Source organism: Clostridiales bacterium FE2011 (assembly GCA_017569305.1).
Lineage (GTDB): Bacteria > Bacillota > Clostridia > Christensenellales > Aristaeellaceae > Aristaeella.
Genome location: CP069418.1, coordinates 2,650,841 through 2,666,621, shown reverse-complemented (window position 1 = coordinate 2,666,621; position 15,781 = coordinate 2,650,841). Strand labels below are relative to the sequence as shown.

The 15,781-nt window shown below is 57.0% G+C and carries 18 protein-coding genes; 3 read left to right on the top strand and 15 right to left on the bottom strand.

Annotated features, from left to right (window positions below; genetic code table 11):
• Positions 1–423: 423 nt before the first annotated feature.
• The 9 genes from JRC49_12035 to rpiB (JRC49_11995) all read right to left on the bottom strand — a co-directional run bounded on the left by JRC49_12035 (position 424) and on the right by rpiB (JRC49_11995) (position 9,057).
• Complete coding sequence (locus tag JRC49_12035; GenBank protein ID QTE70519.1) at positions 424–2,328, bottom strand: ABC-F family ATP-binding cassette domain-containing protein; 1,905 nt, start codon at positions 2,326–2,328, stop codon at positions 424–426.
• 4 nt (positions 2,329–2,332) lie between these two features.
• On the bottom strand, positions 2,333–3,136 hold the full coding sequence (locus JRC49_12030; GenBank protein ID QTE72876.1) for an MBL fold metallo-hydrolase: 804 nt from the start codon (positions 3,134–3,136) through the stop codon (positions 2,333–2,335).
• 206 nt (positions 3,137–3,342) lie between these two features.
• On the bottom strand, positions 3,343–4,086 hold the full coding sequence (locus JRC49_12025; protein QTE70518.1) for a LicD family protein: 744 nt from the start codon (positions 4,084–4,086) through the stop codon (positions 3,343–3,345).
• A gap of 9 nt (positions 4,087–4,095) precedes the next feature.
• A complete protein-coding gene (locus tag JRC49_12020; protein ID QTE70517.1) occupies positions 4,096–5,019 on the bottom strand; it encodes a transketolase in 924 nt (307 codons plus the stop codon).
• Entirely contained in the window at positions 5,016–5,888 is an 873-nt protein-coding gene (locus JRC49_12015) for a transketolase (GenBank protein QTE70516.1), read from the bottom strand. The genes JRC49_12020 and JRC49_12015 overlap by 4 nt, the downstream gene beginning before the upstream one ends.
• A gap of 154 nt (positions 5,889–6,042) precedes the next feature.
• Entirely contained in the window at positions 6,043–6,726 is a 684-nt protein-coding gene (locus tag JRC49_12010; GenBank protein QTE70515.1) for a sugar transferase, read from the bottom strand.
• 193 nt (positions 6,727–6,919) lie between these two features.
• Positions 6,920–7,774, bottom strand: coding sequence for a ParB/RepB/Spo0J family partition protein (locus JRC49_12005; protein QTE70514.1), 855 nt, complete (start codon positions 7,772–7,774; stop codon positions 6,920–6,922).
• Between the two features lie 19 nt (positions 7,775–7,793).
• On the bottom strand, positions 7,794–8,564 hold the full coding sequence (locus tag JRC49_12000; protein QTE70513.1) for a ParA family protein: 771 nt from the start codon (positions 8,562–8,564) through the stop codon (positions 7,794–7,796).
• 34 nt (positions 8,565–8,598) lie between these two features.
• A complete protein-coding gene (gene rpiB, locus JRC49_11995) occupies positions 8,599–9,057 on the bottom strand; it encodes a ribose 5-phosphate isomerase B (protein QTE70512.1) in 459 nt (152 codons plus the stop codon).
• 98 nt (positions 9,058–9,155) lie between these two features.
• Here rpiB (JRC49_11995) and JRC49_11990 point away from each other — a divergent pair, with 98 nt between their 5' ends.
• The 3 genes from JRC49_11990 to JRC49_11980 all read left to right on the top strand — a co-directional run bounded on the left by JRC49_11990 (position 9,156) and on the right by JRC49_11980 (position 11,654).
• Positions 9,156–9,905 (top strand): metal ABC transporter ATP-binding protein, encoded by a 750-nt coding sequence (locus tag JRC49_11990; GenBank protein ID QTE70511.1) that lies wholly within the window; start codon positions 9,156–9,158, stop codon positions 9,903–9,905.
• On the top strand, positions 9,902–10,744 hold the full coding sequence (locus JRC49_11985) for a metal ABC transporter permease (GenBank protein QTE70510.1): 843 nt from the start codon (positions 9,902–9,904) through the stop codon (positions 10,742–10,744). The genes JRC49_11990 and JRC49_11985 overlap by 4 nt, the downstream gene beginning before the upstream one ends.
• Positions 10,745–10,856: 112 nt before the next feature.
• Complete coding sequence (locus JRC49_11980) at positions 10,857–11,654, top strand: HAD family phosphatase (GenBank protein ID QTE70509.1); 798 nt, start codon at positions 10,857–10,859, stop codon at positions 11,652–11,654.
• A gap of 7 nt (positions 11,655–11,661) precedes the next feature.
• Here JRC49_11980 and JRC49_11975 read toward each other — a convergent pair whose 3' ends face one another.
• The 6 genes from JRC49_11975 to rpiB (JRC49_11950) all read right to left on the bottom strand — a co-directional run bounded on the left by JRC49_11975 (position 11,662) and on the right by rpiB (JRC49_11950) (position 15,780).
• On the bottom strand, positions 11,662–12,126 hold the full coding sequence (locus JRC49_11975) for an HD domain-containing protein (GenBank protein QTE70508.1): 465 nt from the start codon (positions 12,124–12,126) through the stop codon (positions 11,662–11,664).
• Between the two features lie 20 nt (positions 12,127–12,146).
• Positions 12,147–12,875 carry a class I SAM-dependent methyltransferase gene (locus JRC49_11970; protein QTE70507.1) on the bottom strand — a complete coding sequence of 243 codons (729 nt, stop codon included), beginning with the start codon at positions 12,873–12,875 and terminating at the stop codon, positions 12,147–12,149.
• A gap of 20 nt (positions 12,876–12,895) precedes the next feature.
• A complete protein-coding gene (locus tag JRC49_11965) occupies positions 12,896–13,222 on the bottom strand; it encodes a nucleotide pyrophosphohydrolase (protein QTE70506.1) in 327 nt (108 codons plus the stop codon).
• 40 nt (positions 13,223–13,262) lie between these two features.
• The gene (locus tag JRC49_11960; protein QTE70505.1) at positions 13,263–14,309 is read right to left on the bottom strand and encodes a GGDEF domain-containing protein; all 1,047 of its coding nucleotides are present in this window, start codon (positions 14,307–14,309) and stop codon (positions 13,263–13,265) included.
• Between the two features lie 74 nt (positions 14,310–14,383).
• Entirely contained in the window at positions 14,384–15,310 is a 927-nt protein-coding gene (locus JRC49_11955) for an NAD(P)H-dependent oxidoreductase (protein ID QTE70504.1), read from the bottom strand.
• Positions 15,310–15,780: a ribose 5-phosphate isomerase B gene (rpiB, locus tag JRC49_11950; GenBank protein QTE70503.1), complete on the bottom strand. Its 471-nt coding sequence runs from the start codon at positions 15,778–15,780 to the stop codon at positions 15,310–15,312. The genes JRC49_11955 and rpiB (JRC49_11950) overlap by 1 nt, the downstream gene beginning before the upstream one ends.
• Between the last annotated feature and the right edge of the window lies 1 nt (position 15,781).

Here is a 15,781-nt window from a genome sequence, read left to right as displayed (position 1 = left end):
TAGCGGGCTGGTCCGTGATAATTACCCGTCTGGCCGGACGGCAACTTACCACTTCATCCCTAAACAGACAACAGGAGAATTATATATGAGTTCTGATTTTTTTTCAAGAGGTAAAAAGCAGTTTTTTGAAATTTTTTTTGAACTTTTTTACTTTTTCGATTTCCTGTAAACGACGGTTTTACGTGCTTTACGTCATTCCAATGTGAACACTGTTACTGGTGTGTCCCTATTTTTCGCCTATTCTCCCTTTTCCTGGTCTCAAAAAAATATTTTTCAATTTTACAACATAATCTTTCTTTATTTATCAATGCTTTCGTCCGATATTTATATACACCCCATCATGTGTGTCTATTTACAGTCCCCCTGAAACATACAAATCGCCCGGAACCTTTCGGTTCCGGGCGTCATATACTGTATCTTGTATTACAGACTGCTCTCAAGCGCATCATATTGTTCATACAGGCGCTCAATCTCATCCTTCAGGGCGTTATACCGCCGGGTGGTTTCGGCTGCCTTGTCCGGATCTTTCCAGATCTCCGGATCCGCCAGTTCCGCCTCCATCTCTCCGGCTTCCTTCTCCGCGCGGGCAATCGCCTGCTCCGCCGCCTTCAGCGCTTCCTTCTGTTCCCGGAGTTTCCTTTCTTCTTCCCGGCTCCTGCGCTTTTCCTTGTCCATCGCTGTCCGGGTCTGCTGCGGAGCACTGCCGTCCGGTTCCTGGTCACGGCTGACCTTCAGCGCGTAGCTGTCATAGTTGCCCAGGTACTCCTTGATCTCGTTTCCATCCAGTACCCAGACCTTTTCAGCAAAGCGGTTGATAAAGTAACGGTCATGGCTGACCGAGATAATCGTCCCCGGGAAATCGCTCAGCGCGTTCTCCAGCACTTCGCGGCTGTCCATGTCCAGGTGGTTGGTCGGTTCGTCCAGCAGCAGCACATTATCCTTCCGCAGCATCAGCTCCGTCAGGGCCACCCGGCCCTTCTCGCCGCCGCTCAGGGTACTGACCGGCTCAAAAACCTCATCCCCGGTAAACAGGAACAGGCCCAGCGCTCCCCGCACCTCATACTGTTCCATTCTCGGGAACCGGTCCCATACCTCATCCAGCACGGTTTTGTTCTCATGCAGCTCCGACTGGTGCTGGTCGTAGTATCCCAGATCCACGCCTGTTCCCCAGCGGATTACACCTGCGTCCGGCTTTTCCACGCCGATCAGGCATTTAAGCAGCGTACTCTTGCCTGTGCCGTTGTCACCGATCAGGGCAATCCGGTCTCCGGCGCGGACGTGCATCTTCAGATCCCTGAACAGGATCCGGTCCCCGTAGCCCTTACTCAGGCCTTCGGTCATCAGCACGTCGTCACCCGTACGCCGCCGGGTTTCAAACCGGAACCGGATTGTGCTTTCATCTTCAGGCTTCTCCAGCCGTTCAACCATATCCAGCCGTTTCTGCTTGCTGTTGGCAATCCGTATGCTCTTCTCCTTATTGAACCGGCGGTACATGGCGATAATGGCTTCCTGCCGGGCGATTTCCTTCTGTTGCAGCTTCCAGGCCCGCATCCGGTTTTCGTACACAGCCGTCCGCTTTTCCAGGTATTCGGTATAGTTTCCGCTGTATGTCTCTACATTGCCCAGCAGCAGCTCCGCCATCCGGCCGCACACCCGGTCCAGGAAATACCGGTCGTGGCTGATGACAAGCACAGCGCCGTGGAAAGCAGCCAGGTACTCTTCCAGCCAGGCAATGCTCTTCAGGTCAAGGTGGTTGGTCGGTTCGTCCAGCAGCAGCAGATCCGGTTCCGTCAGCAGCATCCGTCCCAGGCACAGCCTGGTGCGCTCGCCGCCGGACAGCAGTCCTGTCTTCATATCCTGGAACTCCCGGAGCTCCAGACCGGCCAGCACACCCTGCACAGAAGACCGCCATCCGTAGCCGTTACTCCGTTCAAACTCCCGGGTCAGCGTGTCATATTTCCCGCCCAGGATCCGCAGTGCTTCCGGATCAGACCCGGATTCAGCCATTTCCTGCTCCAGGGACCGCAGTTCCGCTTCCATACGCCGCTGGGGTTCAAAGACGCTCTCCAGCGTTTCCAGCACCGTCTCCTCCCCGGTCAGCTCGCCCTGCTGGGCCAGATAACCGATCCGGAGCCCTTTCTGCATGCTCACGGTGCCGCTGTCGGCAGTTTCCAGTCCGGCAATGATCTTCATGATGGTACTTTTGCCGCTGCCGTTGACTCCAACCAGGCCCATCCGTTCCCCGTCCTGAAGGGTAAAGGAAACAGACTTCAGCACCTCATGGGTGCCGAAGCTCTTCTTTACGTCCTGAAGGGCCAGTATAATCATAACCTTATGTTCTCTCTTTCAGTATATAGACGCTGCCGACCTCGTCCCGCAGCGCTACCTCCATCCGGATGTCCTCCCCCGGCCGGATGCCTTCCCGGGCCAGTGCGTCAGAGGATACTTTCCGGGCCAGCGTGGGCGTATTGTTCTCTCCGCTCAGGTGGCCGAGGATCACATTGCCCGTCCCGGCATTGATCAGCCGCAGCAGCGCTGATGAGCATGCTTCGTTGCTCAGGTGGCCGTGATCCCCCAGGATCCGTGCCTTCAGCGCCGCGTTATACCGCGGGTTGGCCCGCAGCATATCCGGGTCGTGATTGCTTTCCAGCAGCACCAGCGTGCTGCCCGCCACATTGGCGTACACATCTTCCGAAAAATAGCCCAGGTCCGTCGCTGTGGAAACGCTCAGGTTTCCGCCGTACAGCCTGAAGCCTACCGGATCCGCCGCGTCATGCGGAATGGAAAAGGGTACCACGCCGATATCGCCGAGCCAGAAATCCTTTCCGGCTTCGATCTCCCGCATGCATTCCTGCGGAATCTTTCCCAGTTTGCCCCGCATCGCCCACCAGGTCTCCCTCGTGGCATACAGCGGCAGGTTATATTTCCGCGCCAGCACGCCCGCGCCGGAAATGTGGTCGCTGTGTTCATGGGTAATCAGTACCCCGCTGATGCTCCGTATATCCGCGCCGATGGAAGCCAGTGCGTCCTCGATCGTCTTCCCGGACTTCCCCGCGTCAATCAGCAGCCTTGTGTTCCCGTACTGGCAGAACAGCGCGTTTCCGCTTGATCCGGAGTACAGGGGGCAGAAAAACATGTCCACCTGGTCTTATCCCCGTTTCTCGTCAATCTCTGAATTCACAATTCAGAATTCATAATTCATAATGATTGTATGCTTTTCCCTGCCGCAATTCCATGTCACATACTGCCAGCTTTCCTTATTTCAGGAAGTAAAAGCCAGGTTGACAATTCAAAATTATGAATTGTGAATTATGAATTATGAATTGTTGTGAAGTATTTGGATCAGAGATCCAAATGCTTCGCAACCCGTTCCGCTTCCGGTGGCGGCATCATATAGTCCGGTCCGAAGAGCACGGTCAGCACCTCGTCATACTTCTTCGGAATCAGGCACTCCACGTCCTCAAAGGGCGCCGTGATTTTTTCGGCAAACTGTTCCGGATGCCACACATGCGTCATCAGCTCAAACGCGCCATTGGACATGTGCAGGTCGTTCCCGCTCCTGATCCGGGTGGACACCTTGTCGTACCGCTTTGCTTTCCAGGCATAGCTGAAGGGCATGCCCAGCAGGTGGGTCGCCTTCAGCAGGATCCGGTTCTTCAGGTTGAACCGGCTGTAATCCACGTTCTTTTTCATCATGCCCTGCAGCAGGTGCAGGTGCAGCAGATGCAGTTTCCTCTGCCAGCCTTCCGGCGGCAGCGGATCCAGGATAAAGAAGTCCGTAAAGGCGGCCGCCTTCTCCGGATCCCGGTTCATCACCCGGGGTGTCCAGGTGTCCAGGTAGGTCAGCTCAAACCGGCTGTCACATTCTTTGGGATAAATCTGACGGAATTTGGTGAATTCCTCCCGGGTCATCAGCAGGTCCACGTCGTCATCCCAGGGAATGAACCCCTTGTGGCGCACCGCGCCCAGCAGCGTTCCGCACATCAGGTTGTACTCAATCCCGTGCCTGTCACAGATCGCCTTGATGTCCCGCAGCTGGCAGAGCAGCTCCTCGTGGATCTCGTCCAGCGTCAGTTCCCTTTTCATCTTCGCGCCTCACTCTTCCAGGAAAGCTTCCGCCTTGTCGGCAATGGCTTTCCCGTCCATCCCGTATATCTCTCTCAGGTACTGCCGGTCTCCCACCACGGTGGTAAAGCAGTCGTTCAGTCCGATCCGCTTCACCCGGCATCCGGTTCCCTCTTCCGCAGCCAGTTCGCAGACCGCGCTGCCGAAGCCGCCGATGATCGTATGCTCTTCCACGGTGATAATCCGCCGGAAGTTTGCCAGCAGTTCCTTCACCGTGTCAGTGTCCAGGGGCTTCAGGCAGGGGAAGCTCACCACCCGCGCGCTGATGCCTTTCTCCGCCAGCCGCTCCGCCGCGTCCATCGCCTGGGTCAGGATGCCGCCGCAGCTCAGGATGGCTATATCCTTGCCGCCCCGCAGCGTAATGGCCTTGGGAAAGGACCAGCCCTTCACCGGGCCTTCATGCACTTTCGGTTCATTGCCCCGGCCCAGCCGCAGATAGCATGTGCCCTTCCGCCAGATCATGTCGTGGGTCACAGCCTCGGTCTCCGCGGGATCGCCGGGCGTATAGCAGATCATTTCCGGAATCGCGCGCATCACGGACATATCTTCCGTCGCGTGATGGCTCATGCCCAGGCTTCCATATACGAAGCCGCCGCCCACGCATACGATCTTCACGTCCGCCTTGTGGTACACGCAGTCGTTCCGGATCTGTTCCAGCGGACGGAGCACCGGAAAGTTGCCGATGGAATAAACCAGCACGGTCCTGCCCGTGGTCGCCAGGCCGGCAGCCATGCTGACCATGCCCTGTTCCGCGATGCCGGCGTTAATCAGCCGGTCCGGAAAGCGCCTGTGGATCTGCCGGAGCACGCCAAAGCCCAGGTCGCCCGTAATCAGGACGATCCGCTCGTTCTGCTCCATCTCCTCCTCAAGGACCCGCGCAAACGCGTCTCTCACGGTCTGATTGCCTCCAGTTCCTTCAGTGCTGCGTCATATTCCTCGCCCTGGGGCGTCCGGTAATGCCACAGGATGTTGTTCTCCATAAAGGAGATCCCTTTGCCCTTCACGGTATGGGCCAGGATCACCGACGGTTTCCGGCTGCCGGCGTTTTCCTTTGCCCACTCAAAAGCCTTCAGCAGGGCTTCTGTATCATGGCCGTCCACGCTGATCGCGTTCCAGCCGAAATCCTTCCATTTCTGCTCAAAGGGTTCCAGCCGCAGGGTCTCATCCACCGTGGCCAGGCTCTGCATATGGTTGTAGTCAACCACGGCAATCAGCCGGTCCAGCTTGTACTGGGCCGCCTGCAGCGCGGCTTCCCATACGGATCCCTCGTCGCACTCGCCGTCTCCCAGCACCACATAGGTCCGCCACTGGGCGCCGTCCATCTTTGCGCCCAGCGCCATGCCGGTCCCTATGCCCAGGCCATGTCCCAGGGAACCGGTGGAAACCTCCACTCCCGGCACGCCCTTATGGCTCACATGACCGGACAGGATCGATCCGTTGGCGTAATGTGTCTTCAGCTGTTCAACAGGAAAAAAGCCGGTCTCCGCCAGTGCGGCGTATACCGCGCTGCCCGCGTGACCCTTGCTCAGAATCAGGCGGTCCCGGTCCGGCTTCTTCGGTTCCTTCGGATCCACATTCAGCACGCGGGCATAAAGCACCGCGATAATCTCCGCGACACTGAGTACGCTGCCGATATGGCTGCCCCGGCTCAGGTGGGTCATTTCCAGACCGTTCCTGCGAATCAGCCAGGCCAGCGTTTTCGGATCCCGGACGTCCGGTTCCCCTTCAAACCCGCTGTGCACCAGCGCCTCGTAGCTTTCCATGCCGTCTCCTTCTTAATTCATAATTCATAATTCATAATTGATAGTGTTTCCTTCAAATCAGGAATGTTACTGCATCGATACACTCCATGCAGGAGGATCGCCGACTTTGGTTCCACCATTCATAATTGTGAATTATGAATTATGAATTGTGAATTTACTTATTCTCTTTCCTCATATCATCCGCTTTTTTGAACACGCCCTTGATCGTCTCCAGGAACAGTCCCGCGTCCAGCGCAAAGCTCTGGCTCCTGGCGTATTCCACCCGCAGGCGGTTCTTCTCCGGCAGGATCAGCCGTTCAAAGTTGGCTACCGGATCTTCCTCGCCCACGATCTCATCCTGGGCAATATACACGATGCTGCTCCGGTCCGTGATGCCCGGCCGCACCCACATGATGCACTGCTGTTCCTCCGTATACTGCTCTGTGTACAGCAGCAGTTCTGGCCGCGGGCCGACAAAGCTCATGTCACCCTTGATAATGTTGAACAGCTGGGGCAGCTCGTCCAGCTTCAGCCGCCGCATCACCCGGCCTGCCCGGGTCACCCGGTCGTCGTTCTTGGCGGTGCAGCCGCCGGTCTTGTCAGCGTCCACCACCATGCTGCGGAACTTGAAAATACGGAAGGGCTGGTTATGATAACCGCCCCGTACCGCCCGGTAGAAAACCGGGCCTTCCGAATCCAGCTTGACCCAGATGGCCAGCGGAATCATCACAATCAATCCGGGAATCAGCAGGATCAGTGCCAGCAGCAGATCCAGGATCCGCTTGACTACCTTGCTGTAAAAGGGATGTGACAGCGGTCCGTCCCAGTACGGCTCCTTCGGCAGCTCGTTCTTTCCCATGCCTTCTCCTTAAAAGGTTAAAGTAGTAGAAAAACTCCTATCCGCAACCTCAATCGTCGCACTGCTCCCTTGGAGCGGTCGCATTGCTCGTTTCGGTTGACTCACTCGCCTCGTCTTCGCCTACGGCGAATGACCCACTGGGTCACCTCTCGGATCGTTCCCCTCCTACTTCCTACTTCCTACTTCCTACCTCTTACTCCCCGATCTTATCGAGGATGTCATTCAGCCTCTCCAGCTCTTCCCGGCTGCTGTACTGCAGCACAATCCGTCCCTTGGAGATGCTGCCCGTCAGGGTGCTCTTCAGTCCGGTCCGGCGCAGGATCTTTTCCTGCAGTTCGTTCAGTTCCGCAGGCAGGCGCTTCGGTGCGGCTTTCTTCTTGGGCTTGGCGCCCAGGGCCTTCACCAGCTGCTCCATCTGGCGCACGTTCAGGCCTTCGTCCACTGCTTTATGGGCAAGGCGCAGCTGTTCCGCGCTGCTGTTCACACCGGCAAGCACCCGGGCATGGCCGGCGGTCAGCAGGCCGTCCTTCACCATCTCGGTCACTTCGTCCGGCAGTTGCAGCAGGCGCAGCATGTTGGCCACCGCCGGACGGCTCTTGCCCAGGCGGAAGCTGACCTTCTCCTGCGTATAGCCGCACTGGTCCATCAGGGCACGGATGCCCTTCGCGGCTTCGATGGGGTTCAGGTCCTCGCGCTGCAGGTTCTCAATCAGCGCGATTTCACGCTGCCGGATCACGTCAATATCCTTGACGATGCAGGGCAGCGTCTCCAGTCCGGCTTCACGGCCCGCGCGGTAGCGGCGTTCACCGGCAATGATCATATAGCGGCCGCCCCCCGCGGGAGCAACCAGCAAGGGCTGCAATACACCCTGTTCCCGGATGCTGTCCGCCAGCTGGCTGATGCTTTCCGGGCTGAAGGTGCGCCGGGGCTGATCCGGGTTCGGATCCAGTTCGCCCACGGGGATTTCCTGGATACTGGTTCCCCAGTCTTCGGCTCCCGCGAACAGGGAGTCCAGTCCCCTTCCGAGGCCGTGCGTCTTCTTCGGCATAACTGCAGTCTCCTATTGCTTACTTCTTTTTCTTGTTGCGGGACAGGACTTCCTTGGCCAGGGATTCATAGGCCAGGGCGCCGCTGCTCCGCGGGTCGTAAATGCAGATCGGTTCTCCGTGGCTGGGCGCTTCACCCAGGCGGACGTTCCGCGGAATCGTGGTCGCGAACACCGCCTTCTTGAAGTGCTTCTTGACCTGGTCCACCACCTGCAGGCCCAGGTTCGTCCGGCCGTCCAGCATGGTCAGCAGGATGCCCTCGATCTCCAGCCGGGGATTGAAGGTGTGTTTCACCCGGTTCACGGTGTTCATCAGGCTGGTCACGCCCTCCAGCGCGTAGTACTCACACTGGATCGGCACCAGCACGCTGTCTGCTGCTGCCATGGCGTTCAGCGTCAGCAGGCTCAGGCTCGGCGGGCAGTCCACGAAAATGAAATCATAATCGTCCCGCACCACGCCCAGCAGCTTCTTCAGGAAAAACTCCCGGTCCTTTACGCTGACCAGTTCCACTTCGGCGCCTGCCAGGCGGATGTCCGATCCGATCAGCTTCAGCTTTTTGATATCCGTGTCCTGAATGCAGTTTTTCAGATCCGCGCGGCCCATCAGCGCGTCGTAAACCGAGCTGCGCTCGTTCACGCTCCTGCCGAAGCCGCTGGTTGTGTTCCCCTGGGGATCCAGGTCTACCATCAGGACCTTTTTGCCTGCCTGCGCAATGGCCGCGGACAGGTTCACGGCTGTGGTTGTTTTACCCACGCCGCCCTTCTGGTTCGCAATTGCGATAATCTTCGCCATATTCTGCCTTTCATAACATGCTCCGGACAGCGGTTTACGCTTCCGGAGCTTCTCCGTTTTCAATCCTCGCGATCATGTCGATGCGCCGCTGATGGCGGCCGCCCTCAAACTCGGCGGTCAGCCAGTGCTTCGCGATCATCTTCGCCAGCTCTGTGCCCACCACCCGGGCACCCATGGTCAGGATGTTGCTGTTGTTGTGCCGTTTGCTCAGTTCTGCGCTGTACACGTCGCTGCAGGTGCAGACGCGGATGCCCTTCACCTTGCCGGCGGCGATGCCGATGCCGATACCGGTGCCGCAGATCAGGATACCCCGGTCGCATTCGCCGTCCGCAACGGCTTTTGCAGCCTTGTATCCGTATACCGGGTAGTCGTCGTCCCGGTTATTCGCATCATAATTGCCGTAGTCTTTCCAGGCGAGTCCCATCTCGTCCAGCATCTTCATCAGTTCCTGTTTCAGGGCCACTCCGGTATGGTCACAAGCCAGTGCAATCATGACGTATACGCTCCCGTTTCCTTATAATATTCCTTCGCATAGGAATCTATGCTATAATACATCATCATGCGCTGAATTTCAAGGAGGCGGGAAGATCAATGCCCCTGCATCACTGCGAGCTTTGTCACATCGATCTGGACCGGATTACTGTCCGCCGCGGCGGCCAGACCCTGCTCCAGGATGTGTCCATGCACATCCACTGCGGACAGCTCACCGTACTCATCGGCCAGAACGGTGCCGGTAAAACCACACTGATCCGCGCCCTGCTGGGAGAGCTTCCCCACACAGGCCTGATTCATCATGTGGACGGCCGCGGGCTGGATATTCCTCACCTGCGGACCGGCTATGTACCGCAGCATCTGCAGTTTGACCGGGAAATGCCCCTCACAGTCCGGGATTTCATGGCCGCCTCTCTTTCAAAGCGTCCGGTCTGGACCGGCGTCGGCAAAAAGACTCGTGCGCTGGTGGATGAAGCCCTTGCCGCCGTCAATGCCGGCGATCTGGCGGACCGGCCTCTGGGCCGCTGTTCCGGCGGTGAACTGCAGCGCGTTCTCCTGGCCCTGGCCATGAATCCCGCGCCGGACCTGCTGGTGCTGGATGAACCGGTCAGCGGCATCGACCGCAACGGCCTGAAAATGTTCCTGGATACGCTTCTGGATCTGAAGCAGACCCATCACATGGCCATCCTGCTGGTCAGTCACGACCTGCGCTTTGTCCGGGAATACGCCGACCATGTGGTCCTGCTGGACAAATCAGTCCTTGCCCAGGGCTCCGCTGAGAGCGTTTTCTCCTCTCCGGAGTTTTCTGCCGTATTCGGCTACAGCGGTGAAGAAGAGGAGGCGGAATGATGGATACGATCTACAGCATCCTCGGTGCAATCCTCCCGCTGGAGGCTTATCAGTACTCTTTCATGAAAAACGCCTTCCTGGCGATCCTGCTGCTGACCCCGCTCCTGGGCCTGCTGGGCACCATGGCGGTCAATCACCAGATGGCTTTCTTCTCAGACGCGCTGGGCCATTCCGCCCTCACCGGTATCGGCCTGGGCATCATCCTCGGCTTGCGGAACGATCTGGTTGCCATGCTGGTTTTCGGAATCATCTGGGCCATCCTGATCTGCGTCATCAAGCAGTCCGGCTCTGCTTCCACCGATACCGTCATTTCCGTATTCTCCTCCACCTCCGTGGCTGCGGGTCTGCTGATCCTCGCCCGGGGCGGAAAGTTTGCGAAGTATTCCTCCCTGCTGATCGGCGACGTACTGGCCGTCACCCCCTCCGACCTGCTCTGGCTGCTCCTGGCCCTCATCGGCACGCTGGTCCTGTGGGCCCTGCTGTATAACTCCCTGCTGCTTACCAGCGTGGACAGCTTCCTGGCCCGCAGCCGCGGCATCAAAACCCGCCTGGTGGAATGCGCCTTTGTGGTCATGGTCGCTGTCGCGGTCATGCTTTCCATCCGCTGGGTCGGCGTTATGCTGATCAACGCCCTGCTGATCCTGCCGGCCGCCGCAGGCCGCAACCTCGCCCGGTCCTCCCGCCAGCATGCGGTCTGGTCCGTGGTCCTGGCCCTCTTCAGCGGCCTCCTCGGCCTGACCCTTTCCTATTATCTGGATACCAGTGCCGGCGCGTCCATCGTGCTGGTTTCCGCCCTGTGCTATGCCGTTTCCCTGGCTGTCAGGGGCATCCGGAAATAAAGCACATAAACAATTGTCCTGTACGGAGACCTGTCCGGTCTCCGTTTTTTGTTGAAAAGAATCGCCAATCCGGCTACAATAGAGACTCATTCCTGACCTTTGGAGGGTATTCATGCTGCTGTTTTTCGATATCGACGGAACCCTGTTTGACGACAGCCGGAAGCTGCCGGCCTCCGTCCTGCCATCCCTGGAAAAAGCGCATGAGAACGGTCATCTCATCTTCATCAATACCGGCCGGACCCTCTGCAACCTGGATCACCGCCTGGACGGTTTCCCGGTGGACGGCTGGATCATGGGCTGCGGCACCCGGATTGTCTTCCGGGGTGAAACGCTGCAGAGCATGGAATATGACCCAGCCCGGACCCGGCGTCTCCGTCAGGTTTTTCTTTCCCTGGAAATGCCGGTTGTCTATGAATGCGATACCGCCATGTATTTCGATCCCCTGGCCCCGGCCCATCCCGCCATCCCCATTTTCCGGGACTATGCCCGGAAGAACGGAATAGACCGGGACATCACTGAAACGGATCCGGAATTCAGGGCAGTTAAAATGTTCTGTTTTTCCGACACCCGCGGCCCGATCGACCGACTCGAGGAAGCAACTGCCGCCATCGGCCTGCCGTTTACCGCCATCGACCGTGGTAAGGGAGGCTGGGAAGTGATCCCCGCCGCCTATTCCAAAGGAACCGGCATTGACGTCATCCGGCAGAAGCTGAACGTCGCTTTCGAAGACTGCTATGCCTTCGGCGACAGCCGGAATGATATGACCATGTTTGAGCATGTGGGCCACAGCATCGCCATGGGCAATGCCCCGGAGGATGTGAAGGCTGCCTGCTCCTGGACCACCGCCCGTCCGGAGGATGACGGTATAAAAAAAGCCATGATCCATTTCGGGATCATAGCGGATGAATAATATGCTTTTATTGGATTCCCAGCTCTTCCTTCAGCTTGCTGACCCGGGCCGCTTCATGCGGTGCAGGAGCAACCAGCGGCATAATCAGGAAGTGCTGCAGCGCGTCTGCATCCTTCAGCACCTCGTCAAAGGGTGAATCAACCTCGTCTTTATCGCTGTGACGGTAAATCGCATGCGAAATCATATCAATCTCTTCTTCTGAAAACAGATTCAGCTCCTGCAGGATCTTCCTTGCCGCAGCAGCACCCTGATGGGCATGATCCTTCCTGTTTCCTGTCTGGTAGGCATAGATGTCGTGCAGCAGGCCGGCAATCGCGGCCAGCTCCACGTTCTGCTGCCGTTTCATTGCCAGCAGCGCGCAGGTCTGTGAAACGCTGTACAGATGCACATAGCCGAATTTGATATCAATTTCTTTTGTTTGTGCCGCTACGATTTTGTCCACGCAGGCCTGGACCGCTCCGATTCTTTCCATTTTTAATGATCATCCTCTGTTTATTCAGGTTTTACTGCCCTGGCCAGGAAATTGAGTTCTGTAATATCCTCGCCCTGGCACTCCAGATATCCGTTCAGCACAAAACCGCATCGGATCATGCCGCCCAGGTATTCCTCCATGGTGTGCCCGTACTCGATCCACTCGGAATCATCGTACTCCCGGGTACAGCAGGGCACCCGGTGAACCGTCTTGTAATAGCCGCCCTGCTCATTCTCCACCCAGTCACACATATAGTTGATGGGAGCCGGCGCCATGATCATCAGCTCCCCGCCTTTAGCCAGCACCCGGAAGCATTCCCGGAACACCACGCTGACGTCCGGGATATACATCAGGGACGGCGGGTTGAAGATCAGGTCAAAGGATTCATCCGCAAACCGGGACAGGTCGCATATGTTGCCTTTCACGATCTCAATGTCCAGTCTCTCCCGTTCCGCGATTGCCCGGTCCTTCTCCAGCATCCCGCCGGAGAGATCAATCACCGTTACCTTTGCCCCAGCGCAGGCAAAGAGCGGCGCCTGCAGCCCGCCGGCACCCGCCAGGCACAGCACCCGTTTCCCTTTGATATCACGCAGCCATTCTGCCGGCACTTCCCCGTTCCAGAAGCGCAGATGCAGTTCCCCTTTTCGGGCCGCTTCCAGCTCTTCCTTTGTGGCGGATGCCGTCCAGTCCGCGTTGCCCAGGACCAGGTTGTCTATGTTCTTTTCCACCTGTTCAAATACATTGTCCACTGTTTTACCTCATGTTTGCTTTACCAGCGCTTCATGTTCTTCTCAAACTTTTCTGTATATGCAGCTTTCAGTTCTTCCGGCGTAATGCCGTAGCAAAGCATCACGTCATTGTAATACATCAGCACGTCCGCCATCTCTTCCACAAGATCCTTCCGCAGTTCAGGATCCTGCGCCGCTTTTGTGCCGCCGTTTTTCTTGACGATGTCGATGACTTCGCCGGTCTCCCCGATCATCCAGAGCAGCTTGTTCTTCCCGGTCTCCGGTCCGATCGGTTCCCATTTGCCTTTGTACTGTTCCTGCAGCTGCTTTTGCATCTCCTGCATTTCCTGGATACTGAAATCTGTCATGAATCTGTTCCTCTTTTCCGGCCGCCGGGGCGGCACCGTCTCAGTTCCTCCGCCGGTCCTTCCCGGTGCTTTCATAATACTGTGCTTTCTCCGCGTACATCATGGCGTCTGATTCCCGGAGCAGCGCGTCTATATCCTTCGTTCCTTCGCTGATATAGCTGAAGCCGACAGCGCAGCTGTAGGGCGTTTCCGCCACATTGGCCCGGATGCGTTCAATCAGCTGGAGCACCTCGTCCCGCGTGCATTTCCTGCAGACGATAATGAACTCGTCGCCACCCACCCGGTATCCGGCCTGCCTGCGTTTCAGCGCACGCATAAAACAAATCGCCAGGGTGATCAGCGCATCGTCACCGGCCGCGTGGCCGTCGGTATCATTGATGGTTTTCAGTCCGTTCATGTCCAGCGAGACCAGGGCGCTGATATCTTCCGGATTGTTGTATATATCCGCGTAATAGGCCGAACGGTTGAGCATGCCTGTCATCAGGTCCTTCCGGGTTACCTGGAGAACGGAAAACACATAGTATGTGAAAAGGGCAATAGCGATGGTTGCGCAGAAAATCTGGGAGTAGGCACTGCCGAACACAAACGGCAGGAACAGTCCCAGTGCGAACGCAAAGCAGAGGAAGCCGATCGGGGAAAGTTCTATCAGTTTCTTATTGCTGCGGGTATACAGAATGTAGATCAGGAAGACGCAGTACGCCCCCGCCATGATGTAGGGCAGCAGTCCGAGCGGTCCGCGGCGGAATACATTGTCGCTGTCAATCCGGAAAACAATCCCGGTAAAGATGGAAATGAAATTGATAACTCCATGCAGGGCTGCGGGAATAAAAATATACCTGTGCAGTTCCTTGTTCATCGTATAAAGCACCTGCGCGATGATAATCGGCGTGGCACTGTACCGGAGGGCCATCAGCACAACCCGCAGCTCCCGGTTCAACCCCCGGTCAGCCAGGTAAAACTCCACATACACGACAATGGAGAGAAGGAAGATTTCACCGATCAGCAGATACATTCGTTTGATGCTTCTGGGTGCCAGCGAAACCGTCATTTTCAGGGCAACCGCATACGCAAACAGAATAAGGATCAAAACCCAATTCTGCAATAAGTACTCTTTAAACATGCGGATGCCTCTTTCTGTTCTGTGTACAGTCGTGTCTGCTGTCAGATTTCTTCAATGATAGAGTTTCCCGCCTCGCCCGTCGTCCATTGCCACTTTTCATAAAACCGCAGCCTGCCGTTTTCCTCCTGCGGTTCAGAGTCACAGGATCCGGCCTTCAGTTCCCCGGCTGTATTGATGTGCTGATAGGTAAAATGCAGGCATTGCTTCTCAGCCATGGTTCCCACAAGGAACCCTTTCACGACGCTTCCGCCGGAATACTCCGCCCAGATCACGTTCCCTTTCTGGTGATAGCAGAAGATCGTCTGATCGGAAACCTCTCCGGATTCAGAGTTCTCTACTGCGGTAAACAGCCGGCCGTCCACGGAGAACGGTTCCTCCCTGTCATCAAACAGGGTTCTGCCCTTCTCGTAGGCTTCTGCCAGGTTCTGTTCCCAGTTTTGCTCCCGCTGTGCCAGTTCCCTGGTCATCCCGTCAAAAACCACAAACTCCTGCTTCCGGATCCGGTTGAAGAACCGGTCGCCGAACATCACTTTCTTCATGCTGTCCAGCAGGCCGAACTTTTCCAGCCGTTCCATCGTATTGCCCGCCGTGCACAGGATCAGCGCCTTGTCCAGTGTCTTCATCCGTTTCTCGCCGTAGGCAAAGCCGTAAGACCACACCCGGTCAATCCAGCCCACCAGCTTTGCCGGAGCCTCCGTCCAGAACACCGGATAGATCAGTACAATCGCATCCGCCGCATTGATCTTATCCTGCTCTGCCAGTACATCCTCCGCCAGGTCGTTTGTGTTTCTGTAATTGGCGTCCCGGAGGTATTCCTTTTCAGACATATCCGTCCTGAAATCCATGGCATACAGGTCAGACAGGATATATTCATTTCCCCCATCCGTGATTCCTTTGATAAACGCGTCCCGCACATGCCGGGTAAAGGAATCCTCCGACGGGTGGCAGTATACAATCAGTGCCTTCATTATTTCCCCTTTTCCATTTCCGGGTCTTCCCCGTTCTCAATCTTTTCGATCATATCGATCCGCCGCTGGTGGCGGCCGCCTTCAAACTCGGCATTCAGCCAGCTGCGGGCTATCATCTTCGCTTTTTCATTCCCCACAACCAGTGCACCCATGGTCAGGATATTGCTGTTGTTGTGGCGTTTGCTCATCTCCGCGCTGTACACGTCGCTGCAGGTGCATACCCGGATCCCCCTGACCTTGCACGCGACAATGCTGATCCCCATGCCCGTGCCGCACAGCAGGATTCCCCGGTCGCATTCGCCCGAAGCCACCGCCTGCGCGGCCTTGTATCCGTACACCGGATAATCGTCGCCCGGGTTGTTTGCGTCATAGGTGCCAAAGTCTTTCCAGGTGAGGCCCATCTCATCCAGCATCTTCATCAGTTCCTGTTTCAGTGCCACCCCATGATGGTCACAAGCCAGTGCAATCACG